At 67.1% G+C, this 26,269-nt stretch carries 16 protein-coding genes and 2 pseudogenes; all 18 read right to left on the bottom strand.

The window, feature by feature from the left end; genetic code table 11:
• Positions 1 to 7: 7 nt before the first annotated feature.
• Positions 8 to 4,033, bottom strand: a complete 4,026-nt coding sequence (locus P5W99_RS26560) for a polymorphic toxin type 15 domain-containing protein (protein ID WP_434665430.1) — start codon at positions 4,031 to 4,033, stop codon at positions 8 to 10.
• A 96-nt stretch (positions 4,034 to 4,129) separates the two neighbouring features.
• Positions 4,130 to 4,639, bottom strand: a pseudogene (locus tag P5W99_RS26565) (PAAR domain-containing protein); the annotation flags it as partial.
• On the bottom strand, positions 4,640 to 5,899 hold the full coding sequence (locus tag P5W99_RS26570; protein WP_434665139.1) for a hypothetical protein: 1,260 nt from the start codon (positions 5,897 to 5,899) through the stop codon (positions 4,640 to 4,642).
• An 18-nt stretch (positions 5,900 to 5,917) separates the two neighbouring features.
• Complete coding sequence (locus tag P5W99_RS26575; RefSeq protein WP_421027775.1) at positions 5,918 to 6,598, bottom strand: hypothetical protein; 681 nt, start codon at positions 6,596 to 6,598, stop codon at positions 5,918 to 5,920.
• 127 nt (positions 6,599 to 6,725) lie between these two features.
• Entirely contained in the window at positions 6,726 to 8,972 is a 2,247-nt protein-coding gene (locus P5W99_RS26580) for a type VI secretion system Vgr family protein (protein ID WP_434665142.1), read from the bottom strand.
• Positions 8,973 to 8,975: 3 nt separating this feature from the next.
• Positions 8,976 to 10,163, bottom strand: a complete 1,188-nt coding sequence (gene tssG, locus P5W99_RS26585; RefSeq protein WP_434665145.1) for a type VI secretion system baseplate subunit TssG — start codon at positions 10,161 to 10,163, stop codon at positions 8,976 to 8,978.
• Positions 10,164 to 10,186: 23 nt separating this feature from the next.
• The gene (gene tssF, locus P5W99_RS26590) at positions 10,187 to 12,094 is read right to left on the bottom strand and encodes a type VI secretion system baseplate subunit TssF (RefSeq protein WP_421027778.1); all 1,908 of its coding nucleotides are present in this window, start codon (positions 12,092 to 12,094) and stop codon (positions 10,187 to 10,189) included.
• 14 nt (positions 12,095 to 12,108) lie between these two features.
• On the bottom strand, positions 12,109 to 12,666 hold the full coding sequence (gene tssE / locus P5W99_RS26595) for a type VI secretion system baseplate subunit TssE (protein WP_421027779.1): 558 nt from the start codon (positions 12,664 to 12,666) through the stop codon (positions 12,109 to 12,111).
• A 7-nt stretch (positions 12,667 to 12,673) separates the two neighbouring features.
• Positions 12,674 to 13,165 (bottom strand): Hcp family type VI secretion system effector, encoded by a 492-nt coding sequence (locus P5W99_RS26600; RefSeq protein WP_421027780.1) that lies wholly within the window; start codon positions 13,163 to 13,165, stop codon positions 12,674 to 12,676.
• Positions 13,166 to 13,209: 44 nt separating this feature from the next.
• Positions 13,210 to 14,733 (bottom strand): type VI secretion system contractile sheath large subunit, encoded by a 1,524-nt coding sequence (gene tssC / locus P5W99_RS26605; protein WP_421027781.1) that lies wholly within the window; start codon positions 14,731 to 14,733, stop codon positions 13,210 to 13,212.
• Positions 14,720 to 15,277 (bottom strand): type VI secretion system contractile sheath small subunit, encoded by a 558-nt coding sequence (gene tssB / locus P5W99_RS26610; RefSeq protein ID WP_421027782.1) that lies wholly within the window; start codon positions 15,275 to 15,277, stop codon positions 14,720 to 14,722. Before tssB ends, tssC begins: the two co-directional genes overlap by 14 nt.
• A gap of 68 nt (positions 15,278 to 15,345) precedes the next feature.
• Entirely contained in the window at positions 15,346 to 16,467 is a 1,122-nt protein-coding gene (gene tssA / locus P5W99_RS26615; protein ID WP_434665150.1) for a type VI secretion system protein TssA, read from the bottom strand.
• A gap of 728 nt (positions 16,468 to 17,195) precedes the next feature.
• Positions 17,196 to 18,389 (bottom strand): annotated as a pseudogene (locus tag P5W99_RS26620) (protein kinase domain-containing protein); the annotation flags it as partial.
• Positions 18,390 to 18,517: 128 nt separating this feature from the next.
• Positions 18,518 to 19,174, bottom strand: a complete 657-nt coding sequence (gene tagF, locus P5W99_RS26625) for a type VI secretion system-associated protein TagF (RefSeq protein ID WP_421027784.1) — start codon at positions 19,172 to 19,174, stop codon at positions 18,518 to 18,520.
• The gene (tssM, locus tag P5W99_RS26630) at positions 19,156 to 22,887 is read right to left on the bottom strand and encodes a type VI secretion system membrane subunit TssM (protein ID WP_421027785.1); all 3,732 of its coding nucleotides are present in this window, start codon (positions 22,885 to 22,887) and stop codon (positions 19,156 to 19,158) included. Before tssM ends, tagF begins: the two co-directional genes overlap by 19 nt.
• Positions 22,884 to 24,272 (bottom strand): DotU family type VI secretion system protein, encoded by a 1,389-nt coding sequence (locus P5W99_RS26635; protein ID WP_421027786.1) that lies wholly within the window; start codon positions 24,270 to 24,272, stop codon positions 22,884 to 22,886. Before P5W99_RS26635 ends, tssM begins: the two co-directional genes overlap by 4 nt.
• Positions 24,269 to 25,687, bottom strand: a complete 1,419-nt coding sequence (tssK, locus tag P5W99_RS26640) for a type VI secretion system baseplate subunit TssK (RefSeq protein WP_434665155.1) — start codon at positions 25,685 to 25,687, stop codon at positions 24,269 to 24,271. The genes P5W99_RS26635 and tssK overlap by 4 nt, the downstream gene beginning before the upstream one ends.
• Before the next feature lie 8 nt (positions 25,688 to 25,695).
• Positions 25,696 to 26,232 carry a type VI secretion system lipoprotein TssJ gene (gene tssJ / locus P5W99_RS26645; RefSeq protein WP_421027788.1) on the bottom strand — a complete coding sequence of 179 codons (537 nt, stop codon included), beginning with the start codon at positions 26,230 to 26,232 and terminating at the stop codon, positions 25,696 to 25,698.
• Positions 26,233 to 26,269: the final 37 nt, after the last annotated feature.

Genomic DNA, 26,269 nt, shown 5'->3' on the forward strand with positions numbered 1-26,269 from the left:
AACCCTATCATTTTTTTCCCAGGCCACGGCATAGTTTCAGTTTAATGTTCATGAGATAGCCGCCCCTCCCGATATCAATTGCGGTCTGCGCCCACTGTTCAAGGGCATCCGCGCGACCGTCGCTGTTCCAGCCCGATCCAATCGACGAGTTCACGGGAGAGTCACCCATGCCTACCGGCTCGTAGTGGTGCCACCCTCCGGCGACCATGTCGGGATTATGTAGCGCCGCAAGCGTGTCCATGATTTCTCTGGTGCGTGCCTTTGCTTGCTTCAAGGCTTGTGCTTCGGTGAGGCTCGGGTTTTTCTTCATTATGTCTTCAAGAAGGCTGGCCTGAATCGGAGCTTCGTATAACTTCCGGTAGGCCCGTTGCGCTGCTTTGCCTTTAGGATTTCTTCCGCTTGGCTTCTTTTTGCCGGCTGCCTTCTGCGCCTGGAATGTTGCTTCGAATGCATCGCGCGCGGCCTTGAATTCATCCGCCGTCATGCCGTTGATTCCGCGCTCCTGGCCGCTTAATTGCTTCGCATAGTTTTCCAGGTACTTGCGCTGGGCGCTTTCGGACAAGCCTTTGTAAGCATCTTTGTCGAATGGATGGAAACACGGAATTTTCGGCCATTCCACGTCCACGGGCTCGTTCGATCTCGGGTCCACGACCGGCTTGATGTCCGCCGGATACTCTCCCGGGTGCCCCACATACTCATGATCAGGTCCCTTTCCATCGCAATCGTTCGGATGATCCGCGTTGACACAACGCAGCCCCAGCACGTCGACCTGAACCAGAGGATTCGCCACATACGCGTAGAGATTGATTCCGCCCGACTGCCCGGCCGGGTCGGACTGCAAGTACCGTCCCAGCCCCGGATGATAGGAGCGGAACCGGTTGTCGTGCAGCGACGTGTCCCGGTCGTAATAGTGTCCGGGCCATCGCAGCGCGTAGTCGATGGAATTTCCCGCCGCAACCCGGCTCATCCCGTAGGGATCGATATCCGCCGCAAGCCATGCCGTTTGCCCATCGCAATCGACGATCCGCTCCGGCAATCCCGCCTGATTGCACAGCACGAAATAGGCACTGCCGGATTTCGGATCGGCGTCCAGGCCGGCATAGTCGATGAACATGAACGGCAGCAGCGCGGTTTCGTTCACGTATAGATAAAGGCGAACCCGCCCGTCCGGTCCCACTTCCGCGCCTGGCCGGTCGCCGTCCCAATAGTATTGCGTACACGCGTCGCCCATTCTCGTGGCGGTGCGCCGGCTCAAGCCGTCATACTCGGCGGTCCACAGCTCCGGTCGATCGCTCCATTCGACCTGCACCAGCAAGTCCAGACTGTTATAGCGCCAGGTGGTGCGGCGGCCATCCGCTGCAATCTCGTGCGCGAGGTGATTGCGCTCGTTATAGTGAAACACCGCGGACGACGTATCCGAAAGCCGGTTGCCTTCGGCATGGCGCATCGACGAGCCGTCTGGAGCCAGTAGCAAATTGCCTGCGGCGTCATATTGATAGCGGCGTACTGGCCATCCTTCGCGCGTCTCTCCAATCAGGCGATGAGCCGCGTCGTATTGATACTCGGTTGTCCCCGCTTCGGTATCGATCACGCGTTGCAGTTCGCCCGCCGCGCTGTACTGATAGCGCACGCCCCGCGCCCCGCGCGCCGCCGCGCCCGGACCATCGCGCCATACGAGCCGCCCCGTGCAGCGGCCCGCAGCATCGAAGCTGCACAACAGGTTCAAGCCGTTTCCAAGACTCAAATAGATCCGGCCGTCGTTCGAGCGCAGAAGCCGGTGCCTGCCGCCCTCCGGCGTGCGGATCAGCGTTTCGCCGAGAGCAACCAGGTCGTAGCGAACCACGAAGCGATCAAACCACGTCGTACTAGCCAACCTGTCTTCGAAGTACTCATGATCGACGCCTGATCCATCGCGCTTGTCCGCGGTGCGCCGTCCGTCTTCGTCGTAATCGATCAAGATATCGAACTTGTCGGTCGATGCCTTCGTGAAATTTCCACGGGCGTCGTATTCGTAAAAGTGCGTCTCGCCACTCGCGAGCATTCGCTTGCTATGCAGGCCCTGCTCGCCGACTTCGAATTGAAGCAGCAGATTGCCTTGCCCGTCGTGCTTCTCGATTAGCCGGTCGCCGGCGTCGTACTGATACGTCTCACGCAGCCGACCGTGTCTCGCTACACTGGCGACCCTGCCTTTCAGGTCGTAGGTGTATGCGCTCTCATTGCCATTCGCGTCGATGATGGCGGCAATCCCCGCTTTGGCCGTATACCGGTATCGGACGGTATGGCCCATCGGGTCCGTCTCGCTCTCGCGCAAGTTCCACGACGCAATGGTGTAGTGGTAGTCGCGCCCATCCTTGTCGCGCAGCCGCACCAGATTGCCCGCAGCGTCACGGTGGAGGTGTTCGGCGTTCCCAAGCTCGTCCGTGCGCTCGACCACGCGACCTACTGCGTCATGCTGATCTTTCGGTATGCCAAGGGAGCGGGCCGGCGCGGCAACGGCAACCGCGAGCGCCTCGATTTCCGGCGGCAACAGCATCCGGTCCGGCATGTCCTCGGGATTGTCCTGCCCCCACTGCTGCCCCAACGGCGTCACCGGTACTTCAAGCGCTCTCGCATTGGGCAGCGCGGGCGCATCTTGTCGCGTCGGCCATCGGTTCGCCCACTGATCCAGACGCCCCGTGTTGGCCCCTCGCCTGTCATAGAGCCAGCTCATGACGCGCCCGCCCGAATCGACCTCGCAAGCGACTCGCCCATCGTCGCCCAGCACACGCTCGGTTACGCCCCCGTACGGATCCAGAATGCGCGTCACCGTTTGTGCCGCGTTGTACAGGAACGTCCATTTCCCGCCGTCGGCCCGCGTGACGATGGTGCGGCCCGGCTGATAATCGAGCAGGACGCGCCACAACCCATCCTGCCCCGCACTCTCGACGCAACGCCCACGATCGTCGTAGCGGTAGGAAAACGCATAACCATTCGCGTCCGTTTCCCGGATCATCCGGCGCCCGCTGTCGTAGTCGTGCGTCATCGTTGCGCCAGGCGCATTGGTGGATGCCACGAGGCATCCGGAGCGATCGTAGCGATACCGGGCAATGCATGACACGGCGCCCTGGGCGTCGATCATGTTCACCTCGGTGACATGGTTGTGCGCGTCATAAACGAAGTCGATCAATCTGCGTTGCCCGCCGCGCTGCGCTGCCAGCTCGATTTGACGCAATGCCCCATCGCTCGCATAGCGAAGCGTGCTCTCGACTCCCTCGTTGACATGACGCACGAGCCGCGCCGAACGTTGCGATTCGTCCGCGCGTTCGAACGTGAATTCGCCCGATGCGCCATGCCGCATCACGAAGCGGTTCGCGCTCTGCTGCTCCAGTTCGCAGCCAGCGAACACGCCCGCGTAGCGCCCCATGTCGTCGCGGCGAATCGGATATTGCCGATAAAGACTATCCACGTACACCGCACGCGTGCGCCGCAGGCGCAGCTCATGCTGGAAGACGTGACGAAAGCCGTAGCCGAGGGCGCCGTCCTGATCGCTCCAGGCGCTGCAGTAATAGCGCTCCCATTTGAACGTGGGTGCGACGCGCGTGCTGTAGTCGACGAACTCGTTTTCCGCCGCGCCCGTGACGACATCGACCGGGTGACCATCCTTGCACGGTTCTTCGTGCGTTCTCTTCGGCCCTTCGCCTTCGTCCTTCGGCTTGGTTTTCTTGCGCAGCCCCCATCCCAGCATCAGCATCGCCAGCGCGTCGGGCATTGGAAAGCCGCCGATCAGCACGCTCCCGTCGCCGAGGAGCAGCGTGCCCATTCCCGGCTCCACGCCAGGGTCCTTGCCCATCAGATTGCTCAACGCCATCGCCATGGCATCCGCCGCCGTCTGGGCCGCGGTCACCGCAGCGTCCACCGTGCGGCCGCCGATTGCCTGGTCCGCCGCCGTCGCCCCGCCTGCCACTACGGGCGCCGCCGTTCCGGCAATATTCATTGCGCGCCTGAACCCGCTCGCCTTCCCCGCCTCCTCGGCAACATGCCCCTTGCCGCTCATCCCGAGCGGATTGCAGTGGCGCGTGAGATCGATTGCCATGCGTGCCGCGCGCGCGCCGCCAATGAAGGTGTTGCTCGAACCGGTGCTGATCTCGAACACCGGTGCGAAGCCGCCGCAGGTGGGCGCCATCCCCACGTCCAGCACGCGTGCGGCGGGCATGCCGCCATACAGCACGCTCAGGCAACCGCTGCCGATGGTCTCGCCGACGCTAGGCAGCGGCACGCCATTGCTCGGAGGATGCGCGTGCGCATGCGGCACGCCCAAATGAGGCACGCCGATGAACGCCGCAGGCATGCCCGGCATCAGATTCGCGCCCGGAATCAGCGCCATGCCGGTATTGAGCAGCTGATCGAACGCGCCAAGGCTGCCCACCGCGCCGTTTACGACATCCGATATGCGGTCCAGCGTGCTCGCCTGGGGATTACCGAGATCCTGAAACGGCTGTGCACCGCTATTGACCGCACTCGCGAGTGCATCGACCGAAGTGTTGCCGGTCGGGGCGATCAGCGGGCCGGGTGGCGCGGGCGGTGCGCTGGCCTCGGTTGCAGCACTGGCCGCTCTGGCCGCTCTGGTCGGATTGCTCGGATTGCCTGGCGGGGTGCTCATCTAGCGCCGTCCCTCCCGCTCCATCTCCCGATGCACAGGAATCCGATCTTTTTCCATTTCGTATGCCATGGCTTGCGTCTTCAACCCAGCCTGCGCGTATAACGCAGCCAGCCGCTCGAGCACCGAATGGCGCTGATGCTCGCAGCCGAAACGCTCGCACAACGCCTTCGCATCGGTCCACGCACGCGCGGCCTCGACGGTCTTGCGCGCGCCCAGCAACGCCACGCCGAGTTTCTCCAACGCATCGACGGCTGCATGCGGGAACATCAGCTTGTCCGCCGTGCGGCTCGCGAGCTCGAAATACTCGACCGCGTGCGCGGGCTGTTTCAGGCTCAGCCGCGATTGTCCGGACGCCATGAGCAAATTCAGCGCGACACTCAGGTTGCCGCTATCGGCCGCGGCGTCGAGTGCGTGCGCATACCAGCGGCTCGCATCGGCATGCTGGCCGCTGCGTGTCGCGACATCGCCGATTCCCCCCAGCGCCAGCGCCTGCCCGAGCGGATTGCGCTGCTCGCGATGCCAGCCATGCAGCAAGCGATATTTCTCGAGCGCCTGGTCGAGGCGGCCATGCGCGAGATCGAGCGCGGCCAGTTGCATGGCCGCCTGCATCCGCTCCGCGAGCGGACGGGCCGCATCGTTGAGCGCGCCCACCAGCGTATCGGCGGTTTTTTCCGGCGAGAAGTCGAGGTCGAGCGCAAGCACATGACGAGCCTTCTCGCCCTGCTCAGGCGTCAGAAGAAAGCGCCGCGCAGGATCCTCGCGCAAGCAGAATCGATGCCCTTCCATCCACGCTTCGAAGCCATCGAGCGCAAGCAGCGGCCAAACTGCTTCCCGATAACTGGTTGCGTCCGCAACTGTCGACGGCATGAGTGCCCAAACGATATCGACGCCCACCTCCACCAGCCCGCGCACATGCTCCACCGCCGCCTTGAGGCGGCTCGCGTGGGGCTGGCCCGGGTCGGTGCAAAGCAGCGGGAGTGCGCCCCAAGGCGGCTCGCCCGCTTTCACGCGCGCGTCGTTCTCTGCGGCGATCTGCGCGGCAAGCGAATCCATGCACTGCTGCAAATAGCGGCCTGGCGCATCGCATGCGAACGGAAACAGCAGATAGATGCGCTGCGCGTCGCGCCGGTCGCGCTCCTGAAGCATCTTGAACGCGAGCACGATGTCGAGATCGGTTGCGCCGAGCACGAGCGTCGGATAGTCGGGCTGCTCGATGAAGTCCCCGAGCGCGGCGTCCGTGGCGGCAAATTCGCGCTGCATTGCTGGCGTGCTCGCGCGTCAGTTCAGCCGGATAAAGCGGCTTCGCACGACCGTATCGGACTCGGTGCGGATGTCGACGCCGCCGCGCCCGGCTTCCAGTTCCAGCGTCTGCGCGCGCAGGCTGAGTTTGCCCGCGGCCTCCAGGTTGATGTCCGGGCTCATGAGCCGCACCACCGGCCCCGCGCCCGAAGCGAGAATCCGAACGAGCGGCTTGCCCTGGACATCGTCGATCTGCACGCATTGGTCGGGCGCGAGTTGGATGGCGTGGCTCGCGTGCGTGTCCTGGTCCTCCTCCAAAGCCGGCGTGACGGGCTCCGCCGCGCCCGGTGCGAAAACACCCGTCACGAGCGGCTCGGCCCAGTTCACCGGCTGCTCCACCAGTACACGATCGCCCCTGCGCGGCCGTTGTCCACGCAGGCAGGCAAGCCAGCACTCCACCATCTCGCCGTGCGCATCGAACCAGCGCACGCGCACCCGGCCCGGACAATCCGGGTGATGCGTATCGATCACCTCGCCGACGAGCAAGCCCTGCGCGGCAGGCGCTCGCGCGGGCGCTGCCGGAGCGGGCGCCATGCCCGCTTCGAACAAGGCGCGCAGCTTCGAGCGCGTGGCGGTGTCGATGGTGTCCGGGTCGATTTGCACGGCTTCCGTTGCCGCCGCGTCTTCGGCGTGATCTGCGTAATTTTCTTGAATATCCATGAGATCCTCTCCGTTTCTCTGCTTGCCTGCCTTCGCGGAGCGATGCAGCTAGTGCAGCACCACCCTTATCGCGTTGCAGTCGGCGGCGGCGCTTGACAGTTAGTTGCATCTACGAGGCGAACCGCAACTAGTTGATGTGCGCGATGGTCCCCTGAATCGTGATGCCGGACGAGTCGAGCGTGATGCTCGCGCCGTCCGTCGAGATCACGATCGTCTTCGCGTTGATATTGACCTGCTTGACGTCCGCGTCGCCCACGTTGATCGTCGGCGCCGAGACATCCACGTTGGTGATGCCATAGACTGCCGTGAAAGGCGCGCCGGTGATGATGACGCCCTTGCCGGTCCCGGTGATGTTCACTCCCCGGCCCGCGCCATCGCCCGTGATGCCGACACCGTTTTCGAGTCCGTTCACGTCCACGCCCGAATCGCTGCCCTTGATCGCGACGCCGCCGGTGTCGCCGGTAATGTGCATGCCCTCGCCTATCGCATGCAGTCGCACCGCCTTTGCGGCGGTCGCGCTGTAGTCGCCGGTATTCACATTCACAATGCGCGAGCCTGCCGCCACCGTATGCGCGCTGGTCTGCTGCACCACTACGGTGTGAGTGCCGGTGGCCACGGTGAAGCTGTGATTGCCATTGGTGACGGCATGCGTGCTGTTGCCCGTCACGGTCACGCTATGGTCGCCGCCCACGCTCGTGGTTTCGTTGCCGCCGATCTGCGCCGTGCGGTGCTGCTTGACGCCCACGGTCTCGTTGTTGCCGATCTGCTTGTTGCGGTTGTTGCTCACCTGCACCGTCTCGTCGCGCCCCACACTGCGGGTGCGGTCGCGGCCCACCGAAACGGAATGATCGACCTCCGCCTCCATGTCGAGATTGCGCTCCGCGTGCATCCACAGTTGCTCCGAGCCCTTGCGATCCTCGAAGCGCAGCGCGTTCGCATGCTCGATTGTGCCGCCCGGCGTAGAACGCGAGAGCAACCCGCTTTGCGTCGCGCTCATCGGCAGGCCCCAGGGCGGCATGCGCGCGGCGTTGTAGCAGCGCCCGGTCACGATTGGATAATCGGGGTCGCCGTTCAGAAAATCGACGATCACCTCGTCGCCCACACGCGGAATCTGCACACCGCCAAAGCCGCCGCCGGCCCATGGGCTCGACACGCGCACCCAGCATGAGGAATCCTGATCATTCTTCCCGTAGCGGTCCCAGTGGAATTGCAGCTTCACGCGGCCGTACTGGTCGGTCCAGATTTCCTCGCCGGGCGGCCCGACCACGACCGCCGTTTGCGGCCCGTTCGTGTGAGGCCGCGGCGTGGCGCACGGCGAGCGGTATGGCAGGCTGTCGGGCTGCGCGAGCAAATCCGTCTCGTGCAGAACGGGCTCGTTGCCCGTATGGCTCGCGTAGGGGTTCTCCTGAAAGCGCCAGGCGCAACGGACGATCAGATACTTGCGGTTCTGATCCGCGCGCGGGCAGCGTGCAAGCTCGAACAGATAGCCCGGCGCACATGCGCGCACGTCGGTATGCGCCTGCGCGCGGTCGTAGACGCCCTGCAGTTCCTCCAGCCGCACGCGGTTGCGATGCTCGCCGTGCGCATCGTCGCGGTAGCCGCCCGGCCACTCGAATACGGCATAGTGGTCGTGATCGTGGCCGCGCGGTTGAGCGCGCTGCACGCCCAGATCGGCAAGCGGCTTCGTGTAGTCGTAGTCGCTCGCCTCGCGGCGTCCCGCGCTCACTTCCTGCACGGGCTGCCAGCGGTCGATATGCTCTTCGTCGGCAATCGCGGCACGGTCGCTGGCGATGAACGGAATCGTCGCGAAGCCGGGCAGGTCGCCATGTGAGGCCGTTGCATCGCAGAGCACCAGCGTATGCGTGCCGGCCTCGTGCCGGAAGAAATAGTAGATGCCCTCCGTCTCCATCAGCCGCGACACGAAGTCGAGGTCGGTCTCGTTGTACTGGACGCAGTACTCGCGCGGCGCGTAGGTCTCGGTGAGCAGGCTTTCGATGGGATAGCCATAGGGTGCGAGCACCTGCTGCACGATCTGCGGCACACTCTTTTCCTGGAAGATGCGGCAGTCGGCGCTGCGGCTCGCGAGCCACAGCCAGGGCCGCACGATCAGTTCGTATGCGTAGTAGCGCTCGGCGTGCCGCCCGATCAGCGTGGCGCGCGCGACGATGCCGTTCAGATAGCGTTGCCCGCCCTCCGCCAACTCGACGCGCACCGTCACCGGCTTGCCGAGCAGATCGCGCAGCGACACGCTATGGCTCGCGGCCAGAGCCTCGATGCGCCATTCGAACGGATGCCCGAGTTCCTCCTGGCCACTCAGGCGATAGAACTTGAGCTCGTCGCCGAGCGGGCTGTCGAGCGTAAAGATGCGCGCCACGCGTCAGCCTCCTTGCGCGCGCGCGAAGACGGGCGGCTCACGGGTGTCAGTGCGCGCAGCATCCACAGCGCGCGCGGCCAGATCGATCACGAGCTCGCGCGCGGGTTCCTCGCTCAGCCGCTGTCCGAGCCAGGTCGAGAAGCCGAGCCGCCCCGCTCCGCCGGGCGCTGCGCGCGGCACCTCGGGCGCGGCCAGTTCGAGTTGCAGGTCCCAGTCGAACTCGGCGCCCACGTACTCGCGCACCCAATGCACGAGTCTCGCGGCATCCGCACCGCCGGGCAGGAACGACTGGTAGCGCGCGAGCGGCAGCGGCCCGAGCACGATGCGAAAGCTGCCTTGCGCGTCGCGCACTGCGCGCCCGAGCACCGCACCTTCGCCGAGCGCCGCGCGCGCGCCGCGCCCCCGCCGCCCGCCCTGCGCCACGCCGCGCATGCCGGTTGCGCCTGGCGTACCGGTTGCGCCTGGCGTACCGGATGCGCCCGGCGTGCCTCGCGCACCGATCGCGCTACGTTGCCGTGCGTCGAGCGCGACCCAGCGAACGACATGCTCGACAATGCGCACCGGCACGCCGAAGTCGTGGTGCAGCATCTGCGCGAGCCCCTCGGGATTGCGCGTCTGGCGCACCCAGTGGCCCGCGTGGAAGTACTTCGCATGACGGCCAGGCGCTTCGCGCGCTGGCAACGCGGGCTCCGTGGCACGCGCGCCGATCAGGCTCGCGACATAGCCGTCGAAGCGCGAGGCACCGGGCCAGTCCAGACCGACGACCGGCTGCGCATCGGCCCAGGCGCGATAGAACAGCACGAGCAGGCGATGATGAAAGACGTCGGCGAATGCGCTCATCGATGCATCGCCCACGCTGTGCGCACGCTCGAATGCGTACTCGGTCACGTGCTGCGGCAGCGCGCCATTGGGACCGAACAGCCCGAAGCCCTGGACGAGCACGCGCGGCGGCGCCGTCTCGCCTGGCGCATCGGCAATGCCGGACACCATCGAAGGCGCGAAGGCAAGCGAAGGAATCTGCCCGAGCCGCACCGGCTCCGCGCCGGGGTGTTGCGCCGCGCCGAGCCGCGCGGGCGCGCTCGCGAGCGCATCGATCCAGCGCAGCAGGTGAAACAGGTCGTGCTCCGCCGGCGCGGCGCGCAGCCGGCGCCAGAACGCCAGGTAGCGGGCGCGGTCATTCTCGCGGCCCATATTTTGATATCCTGATCGATCGTTCATATCGCAGGCCTGCGTCCCACGCGCGCGGGCCATTCGGCGATTTCCCCGCGCTGCGCCGAATACAGCGCGAACTCGACGAACGCGTTAATCGACGCATGCCGCGCGAAGAATTGCTCCAGCGCCGCGCCAAGCGCGTAAGGACTGTCGCCTGCGAAGGCGTGGTCGTCCACCGTCATCTCCACGCGCACGCCGCGCCCATAGACGAGCGGCCCGGCCACCGGCAAGCGCCTGAATACCGGTTCGCACGCGAGCCGCCGGATGCCGCGGATGCGGCGCGCGAGCGGCGCATCCGCCGGGTCCGCGTAGATCTCCAGTTGCTCGCGCAGCCGCTGTGCGCCGGCCTCGTCGTCGATATCGGCGAGCGGCTGGTAGTTGAGCCCCAGATGCGCGATCAGCCGCCAGTTGGCCTCATCTTGCGCGAGCGGCGGGCGCGGCGTCGAAGGGCCGCGCACGATGTGCACGCGGCTCACCGGTGCGGATATTTTCAGCGTGAGATCGGTCACGCCCGCGGCCGCGAGGTGCAGCGGCAAGTCGCGGTTCGTACACAGCGTGTCGGCGGAAAGCAGTTCGATGCGCTCGTCGAACGGCGCGTGCCTGCGGTCGACGAGCGACACGTAAACGTCCGTGCCCGCATAGTTCGAACGCATGCCGCCGCGCCGCGCCTGAGTACCCACAAGCCGCGTTTCGCGCCGCACGGAAAAGTACGCCCCAGATTCCTCGGCATCGCTGGCATTCGCCATGTAGAGCGGAAGAAACGCAGTCTCTCCCTGGGCGTTTCCATTGCTGCCCTCGCCGGCACGATGACCGATCACGCGCTTCACCGAGAAAATTTCGTAGTCGAGCGCGCGCGTGCGGTCGACCATCAGCCGGTATTCGCTCGCGCCGGGCGTCACAGGTATGCGCTCCGTGCGCTTCGGAAACAGATTGATCGCCGGCGTGCAGTTGAGGGCGAGATGGGTGGCGTCGATGCTGCGTTCGAGATCGGCGTCGTCGCCGTCGATGAGCAAGAGCATCTCGATGCACTCGCCACGCGAGGCCTCGAACGCCTGGCGCAGGCCGCGCACGCTGAAAAATAGATTGCGCGCGCCAAACGCGAAGTGCTCGCGCAGGATCCGGTAGCCCTCGAAGCCGCGCGAGCCGGGTGGAAAGAGCGCCTGGTCCGCGTCGAAGCCTTCGTGAACAACGGCCTCTGGCCCGAGCGAGGCGAGCCGACGGCTTTCCGCGCCACGATCGGATTCAGCGGATTCAGCAGGATTGGCGCCATCGCGCAGCACGACGCCGAGCGTGCGCGCGCACACGAGTTCGAGCAGCCGCATGGCCTGCCGCTCGGGTCCGCCAAGGAAAAACGTCAGCTGGTCGACGGGCAAGCGATTCAGACTCGCCCCGCCTTGCGCGCCCAGCACGACGCGCAAGGCGCGTCTCGCGCCCCTGCCCTCGCCAGCGCCCGCCGGCACCGGCATCAGATCGACGGCGCGCAGCACGAGCGGCCACAGCGTGACTGGCTGCGCGGTGCGAAACTCGCAGGCCGTACCCATGCCGCGCGGCGCGGCCGCCATGAGGCTGGTCCCCGCCGGCACGGTGAAGCCCTGGCCCAGCGTGCCCTGGGCCGGATCGGCCTCGAACTGGACGATCGCCATCGCGGGCGTGGGCGCGAGATGATCGGGATACACGACATCGAGCAGCCGCTCGGAAAAGCGCGGAAACTCGGCGTCCATCTTCAACTGCACGCGCGCGGTGAGAAAGCAGAAGCCCTCGAGCAGGCGCTCGACGAACGGGTCCGCGACGTCGATGCCGTGCATGCCGAGTCCGCCCGCAACCTTCGGATACTGGCGCGCGAACTCCGCTCCCAGTTCGCGCATATAAGCCAGCTCGCGGTTGTAGTAGTCAAGAAAGCGTGCGTCCATAGCGTGACGTTGGTTCAGCGCCGCGCGCGGCCGCTGGTGGAGTCTGCATCGCCGGACCGGTTCAGCGGGCGCAGCAGCGCGAAGCCCGAATCCAGATCCAGCTCGGTTTGCAGCAGCATCGCAATCGGCGGCTCCACGCACGCGAGCCGCCCCGCGATCTCGAAGGTCAGCACGTTGTGCCGGCTCGCGCGCCGTGGGTCGCTCACACACCGCACCTCGACGCTCTCGCTTTGCAGGCGCGGCTCGAAGCACACGATGGCCTCACGCAGCGCATTTTCCAGGTACTGCGTATCGATGCCCGAAAGCGGCGTGCCCGCGAATGCCGGCACGCCGAAGTTGAGCACCGAGCGGCCCGCTTCGGCGTAACGGCGCGCATCGTGCTCGTCGAGGGCGCAGGCCGTGTTCAAAAGCCACGACAGGTCGCGCAGCACCGCTTCGAGCAGCGCGCCTGTGCCGTGGCCGTCGTCGCGCAAGCGGTCGAACAGCATGGGCCGCGCCGTGCGCCGGGGTTCGACCGCATGGCCCGCGCGGGCTTCGCGCACGAAGTCCCGATAAGCGGAATCACTCGCCATGCGGGCCTCACATTTCCGTGTTCTTCTTGATGTCCCAGCCCATCGTCACTTCGGGCCCCTTGCCGCCGTTCGCGTTCTGCTCCCAGTACTGCTTTTTCACGCGCGCGGCCTGAAAGCCGTATTGCATCATCAGCCGGTCGGTGGCGTCGTTCGTTTCCGCGCCCACCACGCGCGCCGTGGTCACGATCACCTCCTCCAGCGTGACGCGCGAGAACTCGATCTGCTCGCCGCCGGTCTTGCACGACGATATCTCCACCTTCGATAAATGCTTGCCGCTCGCGCAATGCTTGATGATGGCGGGCGTGGCCTTGTCCATGAAGGCCATCACCACGAGGTCGTCGAAGTTCGCCTTGCCCGCATTGCCGCCCCCGCCCGTGGCCATGGCCGCCGGTTGCGTCGCGCCCCAGGAAAACGACTGGATGTCACTCCAGCCGCCATGCTGCTTGTCGGCGGATTCGCCCGTTGCGCCATCCACCTTCATGAACATCGCCACGCCCATTGTGTTTCTCCTGTTTGCTCTCGCGGATTGATCAACCATCCTCATCAACTGCCCGATACCTGCAAGGCCGGCAATCGGGACACCAGCCGCAGCGACACCGTCAAGCCCTCCAACTGATAATGCGGCCGCAGGAAAAACCGCGCGGAGTAATAGCCGGGGTTGTCAGCCACGGCGTCCACCACCACGCGCGCCTCGGCCAGCGGCTTGCGCGCCTTGGTGTCCTGCGAAGAGTTCGCCGGGTCGCCGTCCACATAGTTCATGATCCAGTCGTTGAGCCAGCGCTCCATGTCAGGGCGCTCGCGGAACGAGCCCACCTTGTCGCGCACGATGCACTTGAGGTAGTGCGCGAAGCGGCTGCACGCGAACAGATACGGCAGCCGGCCCGAAAGCCGCGCGTTCGCGGTGGCGTCGGGGTCGTGATACTCGGCACTTTGATACAGCGACTGCACACCGATGAAAGCGGCCACGTCGGAGTTCTTGCGATGAATGAGCGGAATCAGCCCGTTCTTCGCGAGCTCCGCCTCGCGGCGGTCGCTGATCGCGATCTCGGTCGGGCACTTCAGGTCGACGCCGCCATCGTCGGTGGGGAACGTGTGACACGGCAGGTTCTCCACGGCCCCGCCCGACTCCACGCCGCGTATTGCCGAGCACCAGCCATAGAGCTTGAACGAGCGGTTGATGTTGGCCGCCATCGCATAGGCCGCGTTGGCCCATGTGTAATGGTCGTGGCGCGCGCCATCGGTTTCTTCTTCGAACTCGAATTCGTCGACGGGATCGGTGCGCGCGCCATAGGGCAGGCGCGCGAGAAAACGCGGCATCGCGAGCCCGACGTAGCGCGAATCGTCCGATTCGCGCAGGCTGCGCCACGCGGCGTACTCGGTGTTCTGGAAAATCTTCGTGAGATCGCGCGGGTTCGAAAGCTCCTGCCACGAGTCCATCTGCATCAGCGACGACGACACCCCGCCGATGAACGGCGCATGCGCCGCCGCCGCGATCTTCGAGATCGATTGCAGCATTTCGACATCGGGCGGGCTGTGGTCGAAGTAGTAATCGCCCACGAGGCAGCCGAACGGCTCGCCGCCCAATTGTCCATACTCCTCTTCATAAACCTTCTTGAAGAGCGGGCTCTGGTCCCAGGCAATGCCCTTGTGGCGCTTGAGCATGCGCGCGACTTCCTGCTTGCTCGCGGGCAGCACGCGAATCTTGAGCATCTCGTCGGTTTCGGTGTTGTTCACGAGATAGTGCAGCCCGCGCCACGCGGACTCCAGGCGCTGGAAATCGGGGTGATGGAGCATCGCGTTGATCTGCGTGGACAGCTTCTCGTCGATCGCGGCAATCATCTGCCGCACGCCTTCGTAGGCATCCGACGATAGAGTCACCGTGCGGCTCTGTTCGAGCGCCTCGCGCGCGAGCGTCTGCACCGCGGTTTGCACGGCCACGCGCGCGAGCTCGGTCTTGGGACTGATCTCGCGCTCCAGCAGCACCGAGAACTCCCCGCCGCTCAGCGTAGCCGCCGGCAGCGTGGTGGCGGCGCTGCACAGTGCGCCTTGCGTTTCACTTCGGCTCATGGTCGTCCTCCTCGCTGGCGTTGCGTGCCGGCGGCGCGCCGAGCGCCTTGGGCTCGGACAGCTCAGCGAGCAGCGCCGGGTCGCCCAGCGCCCGCGCGATCAACTCCTCCGCGCCGCGCTTGCCGTCCATGTACGAGAGCAGGTTCGCAAGCTGAGTGCGCGCTTCCAGCAAGCGTCGCAGCGGCTCTACGTTGCGCGCGAGCGCGGCGGGCGCGAAGTCGTCGATGCTGCGAAACGCCAGCTCGACGCTCATCGTGCCGTCGCCCGTGAGCGTGTTGGGCACCTGAAACGCGAGCGCTGGCGCGATCGACTTCATGCGGTCGTCGAAGTTGTCGACGTCGATCTCCATGAAGCGGCGCTCGGCGAGATCTGGCAGCGCCTCGCTGCGGTTGCCCGCGAGGTCGGCCAGCACGCCCATCACGAAGGGCAACTGCACCTTCTGCTCCGCGCCGTAAAGCTCGACGTCGTATTCGATCTGCACGCGCGGCGCGCGATTGCGCGCGATGAACTTCTGGCCGCCGTCCAATGACTTGTTACGAGACATGTGAGTCAACTCCCGCGCAATCCGTGCGCTTTAATCCACAATCCAGCAATACGATTGAACCGGGCGCTTCACTGCGGCGATTCATTGCGGTTCCCGCTCAGGTGGTCGAGCTCCCGCACGCTTTCCGGCGCAATGTCGCGAAAGATCTCGTAGAAGTTCAGCGAGAGCAGGCGCTGCGCCCGGCGCAGAAAAATGGGCGCCGGGTGGCTCGGCTCGTGCAACTCGAGGTAGCGGCACATTTTTTCGAGGCCGAAATCGATGTCGGCGCGGCTCGAAATCTCGGCGTCGCGCCATGCCGTGCCATTCGTGCCATTCGTGCCATTCGTGCCATTCGTGCCATTCGCGGCGGGTGGTCCCGCTGCGCGCTGCTGCGGTAGTACGCTTTGCTCTGCGTTTTGCTCCGCGTTTTGCCCCACGTTTACGGGCGTGCCTTGCCCCGCGGCTTCCGCCATGGCCTGAGGCAGCTCGGCAGCCAGCGCGGCTAGCTGCCGTTCGAATGCGCTCCTGTCGATCGCCCACGCCTCGCCGAGCCTCTCGCTCGTCCTGCGCCGCAAGCCCTCCAGTTGCTCCCGCACCGCGAGCGCGGCCAGCAGCGCGGGGCTGTCCGCAGCGTGCGCCTCGCGCAATTCGCGCAGAAGGCGGGCGCGTCCACCGGCGTAGCTACCCACGCCGTTGCCGGCATCGCTGCCGCTTTCGCTGGACATCACACCTTCGCCTTGCTGCAACAGTTCTGCCGCCGCGCTCACGCTCAGCGTCCCGATGAGCGACTGCTCGCGCGCCGCGCGCACGCAGCCCTGTGGGCCGGCCAGTTCCGCCAGCGCATTGAAGCGCGGCAGCGGATCGGCCTCGTCGTCGAAACGCAGCGCCGGATGCAGCGGCTCCCAGTACGCGTCGAGCAGCGCCGACGCAAGCCGCAATCCATCCGCATAGCCTTGCAGGCCGCGGCTGTCGATCCACGCCCAGGTGAGCGGCACGACGATGCGCAAGTCCTTCGTGCGCGCCAGCAGCGCGAGCGCGAGGCGCTCCACCTCGCGCCACGCAGGCGACTGCGCAGCGATGACCACGTCGCCGTACTGCTCTTCGGGCTTCGCCGTGGCGCAACGCTGCAGCTCCAGAAAGTCCGCGTCGTATTCGAGGTCCGGTCCGCACGGCGCGTCGGCGCTGATCGGTGCGAGCAGGGTGTCGATCATCGTTCGGTCTCCTTGACGCATTACTCGAACTTGTAGCTGATTTCGAGCGGCGGGCTGCCCGCGTCGAGCGTCACGGTCCGCACGTAGGGCGCGAGCGAGCCGTTGCGGATCTCGATGCGATGCGTGCCCGGCGAAAGGCTTGCTGTATGGAACGGCGGGCTCACGCCGCGCCTCACCCCATCGACATAGACCTCGCCCCACGGCAGGACCTGGAAGTGCACGCGCACGGGGCGCATCGGCGCAGGTGTGCGCACGGTGGGCGCAATGGCTGGCCGCGACGGCACCTGGGCGACCTGCGGCTCCGAAGGCGCGGCCTGCGTGGAGTCCGCGGCTTGAGCCGTTTGCGAGGATGCGGCGGCGGATTGACTGGTGGCGTTGTCGACGGTGTTATCCGTGGCATTGGCGGGCTTGTCCTTGCCGGCGTGAACCTCCACCACCGTGGTGTCCGTAGTCAGGGCCGGCGCGGCGGGCGGCATGACGGAAGCTGGCGTGGCCGCTGCGGCCGCTGCGGAAACTGCCGCGCCGGGTTGCGCCTGCGCGGGCGGGTTGGCGGCGGGGGCCGCCCGCGCGAGGGTAGCCGGGTGGCTCGCCGGTGCAACTGGAACCGCAGGCGCGCTGGAGGTCGCTGCCGTCTGCGTCGAGTCTTGCGGCGTGTGAATCGCATAGCGCAGCGCCAGAATGCCCACCGCCAAAACGAGCAGCAAGACAAGCGCGGGGATGCGCATCGACCGCCATGCAAAACGCGGCGCTAACGATTCGGATGCCGAATCGTCTGGTTGCGCGGCAGCCGAAGCAGTAGCGTTATCGGCGGATGGCGGCCGTGGCTTGTCCGGTTCGACTACGCGCGGGCTTGCCTCCGGCACCGGTGCCGCCACCGGTGCCTCCACGTCATCGCGTTGCTCTACCACCCTCGCCTCTGGCTGCGCATTCGCCACGGTTTGCGCGGGCTTTTCGGCGGCGGGCGCCGGCAGATCGGGCGTCGCCGCGCGCTGCATCGCTTCATACCCGGCAGGCACGAACACTCCCGGCGTAGGCTCGTGCAGGCCAAGCGACTGGGCAAACGCCGCCACCGACTCGGGCCGGTCTTCGATCCGCAGCGCGAGCGCATGGTCGATGGCGGCCCGCACGCGTTCGCTGTAGTGCTCCTGTTCGTGTTCGCCTTCGTTGGCCGCCGCGCGCCCCGCCAGCGGCCGATACTGGTCCTGAATGCTGCGCACCACCGCCGCCGGCGGCAGCTCCCCCGTCATCAGCACATGCGCGAGCGCGCCCAGCGCATAGATATCGGTCCAGGGCCCCTGCCGGAACGCGGGGTCGTCGGTGTATTGCTCGATCGGCGCGTAGCCTGGCTTGAGCATCATCGCGGTCTCGTCGACCATGTCGCCGATCAGCTTGCGCGCCGCGCCGAAGTCGAGCAGCACCGGGTTGCCGTTGGGCAGGATGAGAATGTTGTCGAGCGAGATGTCTCGATGAAAGCACTGCGCGCGATGCAGCACGTCGAGCGCACCCAGCACCGCCGCCAGCATGCGCAGCAGCGCGGGCTCGCTCATGCGCTGGCCGCGCTGATGCAACTGTTCGAGCGTCTGGCCCTCGTAGTACGGCATCACCATGTAAGCGGTGCCGTGGCTTTCCCAGAAGTGCAGCACCTTCACGAGGCCCGGGTGATCGAATTGCGCGAGCAGGCGCGCTTCGTTCAGGAACGCGGCGCGCCCTGCATCGAAGGCCTGCGAGAAGCGCGCGGCGCGCAGCGCGACCGTGAAGTCGCCCGCGCGCGACGCGAGCATCGCGGGCATGTACTCCTTGACCGCGACCGCGCGCTGCAAGGTGCGATCGAACGCGCGATAGACGATGCCGAAGCCGCCCGTGCCCAGCACCGAGTCGAGCTCGAAGCCGGCCAGCCGATGGCCGTTCGGCAAGGGCCGCACGCCGTCGCTGCCGGGCGCCGAGCCCGCTTGCGCGCCCCCGTGCGAACCGCTTTTCGAACCGTTTTTTGAGCTGCCTTGCGAGCCCGCGCGCGCGGCGTTCGGCGCGGCTTCGGCGTAGTGCGGGTCGGTCATGCCAGTCCTCCCTGCGGCTCGCCGAAGAGCCGCTGAAACAGCGCGGCATCGAGCCCGCCCGTGTGGACGTCGGTGCGCGGCGCGCCGCCATCGGCAGCGGTCCACCAGAAGCTCGTCATGCCGTGCGGGTCGAAGTATTCCCACAAATTCGGCCAGCCGCCTTCAACGCCCGGCGCATCGCTGCCTGCGAGCGCTGCGTCGTCGCGCAGGCCCTGGGCCAACGCCAGATCGAAGTCCTCCGGCCCCAACGCGCCGCGTATCGCGTCGCGCACGATCGCCCCCATCAAGCGGATGCGCAGATCGGCGCGCTCGCGCTCGCCGCTCTCGCGCCCATACCGCTGCGGCGCGAACGGCTGCGCGACCACGAGCGGATAGCGCCGCCCGACGCGGTCGCGACTCGGCGCGACGCAGCCGAGCTGCACCCAGCCCTCGCCGCTGCCGGCGGGAATGGCGAAGCTCCAGAGCGGCGCGTGCGCATCGAGCGTGGCGCCGCCCGCCGCCATCCCCTGCGAAAGCCATTGCTCCCATGTGCGTGCGAGCGCGCCCTGCATGCGGCGGCCCACGAAGTCGCCTGCGCCCGGCAGCTTGCCGTACCAGGCGGGCAACGCGAATTCAGCGCCAAGGAGCGCGCCGTTCATGATTTCCCCGGACACGAAAACGACTCCAGTTGCGCGAGACGCAAGGGATTGCGCACGCTGTCCGCGCTCACCTGCATGGCGAGCGCGTGATGATCGACGTTGAAACCGGCCACCATCTGCTCGGGGCCCTGGCCGCGTCCCGGCGCGGCGCGACCTGAGGCGGCCCCATCGAACAATCTCATGAGCGCCCACGGCCCCTCGGTCACGATGCCGTCGGTCGCGCCCGACTGATCGACGACCTGCAGCCGCACCTGGTTCATGCCGCGCGGCCCCGGCCACTGCACCGTCACGGGCGCCTGCGGACCGTGCGCATAGCGCACCTGCTGGCCGTCCACATCGAGCGTCCATTCGGAGATGTCGGGGTCCATGTCGAGCGGCTTGATTTCCAGCTTGATGGTGGGCGTGCGCGCGCCGCCCGCGAAAAACGCATCGCGTATCACGGCAGCTTTTTCGAACGAGGCAAGCAGCGCGCTATCTCCCGAAACGCCCGATGCCCCCGCACCGCCGATGAAGCGCCACGGCTGCACGCTCGTATCCACGCGGTTTTGCAGGTTCTTCTGGAAGAACTCGTCCATCATGCCGCCCTGCGCGAACAGGCGCGCGAAGTCGCCGGGCGCGACGTCGCGCGACGAGCCCCGCGCGAACGGATAGCGCCCCGCGATGGCCTGGCGGCAGAAGTCACCGATGTTGACGGACGCGCTCTGCGCGAGGTTCTGGTCGACGTTGTGCGTGACGGTGCCCTGCGCGGCGTTTGCGAGGTCGCCCAGCATCTGCCGGAACGGCGCGGGCATGCGGCCGGCCTCGGCGCGGATCTGGTCGGCACTGTCCGATTGAGGCGGCGTCCCGCCACCGCGCAGCGCGGCATCGGCGGCGGTGAGCCACGTATAGAGGTTGTCGATCGACTTGAGCACCGCGGCCATCGCGGGATTCGCGCCGCCGCTGCCGCCACCGCTGCCTTCGCTGCCGCTGCCCGCGCCGCCGAACTCGCGCAGGCCCGCGAAGTGTGCATCGACCACCGCTTCGGGCCGCGCGTCCGCGCCCGATGCATCGCTGCCGCCCTGCGGCTGGCCGAAGATCTGCGCGAGCGATTCGCGCGCCTGGTTCACCTTGTCCTGTGCGCCCGCCGCGAGCCCGCCTGGCCCGCTGGCGCTTTGCGTGAGCGTGGTCTGCCGCGCGGCGGCGTTGGCCAGACGCGTGAGCGGCGAGTCCGGCGCGGACAGCACGCGCGCAATCTGCGTGACCTGCGCGATTGACGCCGTGCCCTGCAGGCGCAGATCGCCAAGCAAGGCGTCCCAGCGACGCATGTAGTCGTCGAGATAGAGCGCGCGCACGTCCTTCGCCTGGGCGCTTGCGGCAGCGGGCGTCGCGGCCTCCTGGGCGCGCAGCCCGAGCACCCAGGTTTCGTCGCGGCCAAACGCTTCCACCGCCGCCGCGAGCCGCTTGTCGAACACCTTCCAGTAGCCGTCCCAGGTATAAAGACCCGGCACGCCCTCGTTCAGGCTCGCGCCGCTCGCGCGCCTGAACACCAAGGCGCCCGAGGGGCCCGCCATCTGCGTCACGTTCACGTCGTAAGCAGCCGCCGCCGGGCGCAGCGTGCGCGCAAGCTGGGCGTACAGACGCTGCGCGAAGGTGAGCCGCAACAGCTTGTCGCGCGCGGCGGCCACCATCTGCTCGTTCTGCGCGAACGGCGAGACCACCACGCGGCCCGAGAACAGCGCCGCCATGTGCGCGCGCAGGTCGTTGCGCTGCGCGGGCGTCAGCTGAACGCCGGGCGCGGAGGCAATCTCCAGGTCCAGCACCGCCTGCACGAAGTCGGGATCGTAATGGGCGCTGTCGTAGAGCATCAGATACGCCTTGAGCGCCGCGTACACATAGGCGGGGTCGTCGGGCGGCGCGTCGTGCACCGCCGTTTCGAGCCGCCGCGCGGCCAGCGGCAGCAGCAGCTCGTCGAGCGCGCGGTGATAGACGTTCTCGGCGGCCGACTGCACCTTGTCGCCCTGGAACAGCCCCCAGCGATACGCAAGCGGCGCGTTGGCCGGGTCGACGCCTTCCACGTGCCCGATGTTGCGCATCGCGTCTAGCATCGGCAGCACACGCGCGATGTTGTCGGCGTCGGTGATCGTCACGCCTTGCAGCGCGCGGTCGATTTGCGGCACGCGCGCCTCGACCGACGCCAGATACGCACGATTGCGCGCGTAGCTGCCCACCCACGCCGCCAGCGCGCCGGCCAGCAGCAGCGCGAGCGCCGCGTAGGCGGCGAGCGCAAACATTCGCTGGCGCTGATACCAGCGCATATCGGTGCCGGCGAGGCGCGCTTCCTTGAAGATCAATTCCTGAAGCAGGTCCTTGAGGAAGAAGCTGCGCCCGCTCGCCGCCGACCCGGCCACATGCGGCGCGGGCGGCGCGCCGTCGATCTTGAGAAAGCGCTTGATGCCGCCCATCACGCGGTCGAACACGGTCCCCTCTTGCGTGCCGCTCGTGAAATAGACGCCGCGCAGGAGCGGCATGGCGTCGAAGCGCGAGGTCGAGAACACCTGCTCGACGAATTGCCCGAGCACTTCGTGCAAGCCGATGAATTGCTGCGGCAGCGAATAGATGAGCTCGCGCCGGCGCGCATCGGGCTCGGCGGTGAAGAGCTCGGGCAGCGCGTCGTTCAGGCGGCGGTGCAGCAGCCGGTATTCGCGGTCGAACACGGGGCGCAGGCTGAAGTCTCGCGCTTCGGTCTCGGCCAGCGGGATCGTGAAGCCCCACACCTGCGCGCGCTCGGTGCGGTTCAGGCGCGCGAAGTAGTCGGTGAAGCCCGAGAGCAGGTCCGCCTTGGTCACGAGCACGTACACGGGGAACTGGATGCCCAGTTCGGTGCGCAACTCCTGCAGGCGCTTGCGCAGCGCCATCGCATGTCCGGTGCGCTCGACCTCGGAGGCGCCCAGCAGATCCGATACGCTGATGGTCAGCAGCGCACCGTTCAGCGGCTGGCGCACGCGGTACTTCTTGAGCAGCGCGAGAAAACCCGACCATTCGTCCTGATCGAGCGCGCGATTGCTTTCGTGCGTAGCGTAGCGGCCCGCCGTATCGATCAGGACGGCTTCGTTGGTGAACCACCAGTCGCAATGGCGCGTGCCGCCCACGCCGCGGATGGCCGCCTTGCCGAACTGCTCGGCGAGCGGAAACGTGAGGCCCGAGTTCACCAGCGCCGTGGTCTTGCCCGAGCCGGGCGCGCCGATGAAGACGTACCACGGCAACTGATAAAGATACTGGCGCGTGAGGCCTTCGAACCAGCGGCCGATGCGGCCGCGCAAACCTTGAACGTTCTGCGCGCCCGACTGCGCACCCTGCAGTGCGCCCTTCTGCGCGCTCCCGAGGCGCGCGCTGCGCAAGAGCCTGGCGGCCTCGTCGAAGCGGCTGCGCAACTCCTGCGCATGCGGCGCTTCCTCTTCGCGCGCGTGGCGGCTTTCAACGGGCTCGCGCAACTGGCTCAGCAATTGCGCATTCAGCTGCGCGGCGCGCCAATGCCGATACCCCACGCGCGCGGCCCACACCGCGAAGATCAGCGCGATGAAGAGCACGCGTGCGAGCGCGCTGTCGAGCGGGCGATACGTGCCCACCGAGATCAGCGGCCCCACGAGCCAGATCAGCGCCGCGAACGCCACCAGGCCGATGACGGCCCACACGCGCGCACTCAGGAGCGCGCGCAGCGCGTGCCATGCCGAACGCCCGACGCCGCTCATGGCGCACCTCCCGCAACGCCCATGTCCGGCGTCGCGAGCTTCGGCGGCGCGGTGAGCAAGGTAATTTCCACGCGCCGATTGCGGGCGCGGTTCGCGGCGCTGTCGTTCGGCGCGACGGGATCGGCGGCGCCGCGTCCTTCGGCGCGCACGCGGGCGGCATCGCCAAGTCGCGCGGCAAGAATGGCCGCCACGGCCTGGGCGCGCTCGACCGAGAGGTTCCAGTTCGACGGAAAACGCGCGCTGTGCACCGGCACGTTGTCGGTATAGCCGGCCACGACAATCGCGCCCGGAACGCGCGCCAACGCGGCCGCCACGCGCGCGAGCGTCGGCTGGTAGCGGTCGATCACGGTGGCGGAGCCCGATTCGAACAGCCCGTCGCCGCGCAGCACGATCACGCTGCGGTCGGCGGCGTCGCGCACTTCCACGAGCCCCTCGGTAATCTCCGGCGCAAGGAAGCCCGCGAGGCGCGGCGGCGGCATCGGGTGGACCGCCGCGGGCTCGGCGGCTTGCAGGCGCACGCTCGGGATCTGCAGCCGGCCGATCATCGCGAACGCCTTGTCGGAGCGCCCCGCCAGCGCGAGATCGAGCCCGAGGTAGACGCCGAAGCCCACCAGCAAGGCGAGCGCGGCGCAGGCCCAGAGCGGCACGGCGAAGCGATGCGGGTCCTCGCGCGCGATCTCGTCGCGCCAGTGCGCCGAAAGCGCGGCGTCATAGTCGCCGCGCACGCTGCGGATCGTGCGCGCGAGCGAGTGACGCAGATCGTCGAGCTGGGCGCGGCCATTGTCGAGCACGCGATAGCGCCCTTCGAAGCCCAGCACGAGGCAGTAATAAAGCAGTTCGAGCAGATTCAGCTGCTCGCGCGGCTGCTGCATCAAACGGTTCAGGAGTTCGAAGAATTTTTCTCCGCCCCACGTCTCGTTGTGAAACGCCACGAGCAAACTGTTCGACGACCAGTCGCCGGCCCCGCCCCACGGCGTGAGCGCCGCCGCCTCGTCGAGCGCCGTGCACAGGCAGTAACGCGCCGCGCCGATCTGCTCCGGCGACGCCCCCGCGTCGCGCGCACGCTCTTCGAACTGGCGGATCTCGTTGGCGAGATGTTCGCGCAGCCAGGCCGGGTTCGGATGGTGCACGGTGTAGCGAATCTGCGGAATCAGGTTCAGCAATGCGTTGGCGGCGGCCACGAGCGGATTGCCGCCCTCGGCAGAGGCCGCCGATGCGGCGGAGGCCGCCAGTGCGTCGCCCGCGAACCCGCGCGCCTCGCCGGCCGGCGCGTCGGCGCGCCACGGCTCGTCGCCGGTTGCCCGGGCGAGATCCGGCGGCGCGGCCATGAAGGCGCCATGGCCGGCCTCGCGTTGCGCGGCGAAGGGATCGTTGAGCGGATTCATCGCGTGTCACCTGCGCGCATCTCGCCCATGCGCACGCCGCCTGTGCGCACGCCACGGATCGCCCAGAACTCCATCGCGAGGCCCGGAAACTCGCCGGCCAGATGCAGCGCGAGACCACCCGAGCGTTCGAGTTGCCGCCACAGGTCGCCGCCCTTGTCGATCTCGAAGTAGCTATGGCCGGCGTGATACGGAATCTCATGCGGCGCGACCGGCAGCGCGCGCACCGGAATGCCCGGCAACTGCAACTGAACCAGATCGCGGATGCGCTCGACCGGCCCGAGCTTGACCTGGGCGGGAAAGCGCGTGCGCACGCTTTCGGCGGGCACATCGGCGCGCACCGCCAGCACGAAGCCCGCGTCGCGCAGCAGCGAGGTGTCGGCAATCACGGCCACCTGCACGCCGTTGCCCGCGTCGGTGAGCGCGATCTGCACGGCGTTCTGGTCGAGCACGGTGGCGAGCGAGCGCCGCAGTTCGGCGAACAACTCGCCGAAGCTCGCGCGCAAGTCGTCGTGACGATAGGCCGGCAGCACCTCGGGCCGGCGCGAGGCCGCCGTAAACGTCGCGAAGTCGCAGGCGAGCTTGAGCCAGTCGCGAAATAGCAGCTCGGGGTGAACGCCTGGCGTTTGCGCGGTGTGCGAAGTCACCGCCAGATAGCGATTCACGAGTTGCAGCAGCAGGAAGTCGGCGACCTCGGAAACGCCGCCGCGCCCAGCCTGCGCGAGCCGCCCGGCAAGCAGCTCGCTGCGCTGCGCGAGCAGCCGGTCGAGCTCCTGCACATAGCCAGCTAGCTGCGGATGCGCGTGCGCGTCGAGCAGCGGCGGAATATAGGTCTCGTCGATCACCAGTTGGCGGTCGGCGCGCCGCTCGATCACAAGCAGCACGCCCATCGCGTGCCAGTCGTCGTCCACGCTGCTCGCGAGCGCGAGCTTGAGCTTCAGGCGTCCTAATTGCACGAGCGCGGGTTCGAGGCACACCTCGTTGACGTCGGCGATCTCGGCCTCATGGGCTACATAGCGCGCGAGCGCCGCCGCACCGCCGCCGAACGTCACCTGCGCGCTGCTGCTGCGCGGCGCCGGCAGCGCCAGCACGACCGTGGTATCGCGCACGTCGGCGCCCACTTCCAGCGCCTCGGGCGCCTCGTCGAGATGCGAAAAATCGAACGGCGTGCCATCGGGCAGCATGCCGCTCGCGGCGCGCAGCATCACCTTGCCGTGCGCGAGCGCCTCCTCGTCGATGCGCAGCGACGCGAAGCCCCATGAATAGCACTGCAGCGGCGCGCAGCGCAGGTGCACGTAGCGCTCGAAGTAGCGTTCGAGTTGCTGGAAATGCTGGGGCCGCAGGAACATGCCCTCGGACCACACCACGCGGTCGCGCTGGCCGGCGCCGCCCGCGACGGGCACAACAGGAGCATTCATGCGGTCGTTCATGGAGCCTCACCGGAATGGGGTGTGGCGACGAGTCCGTCGCCCTGCACCGCGATCACGTAACGCATTTCGGAGGGCTTGCCCTGCCAGAACTTGAACAGGTTGGTGCTCGCGGGCGGCGGCAACGCCACCACGACCTTCCAGCGGCGCTTCTCCAGCTTGCGGTAGCCCGCCACCACGCCGAGCGCCCGCACTGCTTCGCCGCCCGGGTAGTGAATCGTGCGCGACTCCCCCGGACGCAGAACGATGCGGTCCGTGCCCGCCAGTTCCGCGCCGAGCGCGTCTTCGGGTTTGCTTTGCAGCGAGAAATAATCGGCTCGGCCGAAATTATTACCGGATTTCAGCTGAAAAGTTTGCAGCGCGATAGGCGCGGGGCGATTTTGAGAATCGCGATTGACGTCGGCCGCCACCTGAAACGTGACCGAATAGGGAACCGGCAAATCCTTCTCGGTCGATGCACACCCCCATAATAATAAAAAGGCAAAATAAATCCCCGCGCGCGGTTGAAGCACGCGCTTAATTTGCGCTCCGTACATACCGTGCCAGTCCTCTGATTCAGCGCGAAAACACGTT

It is taken from the genome of Paraburkholderia sp. A3BS-1L (assembly GCF_051125215.1).
In the GTDB taxonomy this organism is placed as follows: Bacteria; Pseudomonadota; Gammaproteobacteria; order Burkholderiales; family Burkholderiaceae; genus Paraburkholderia.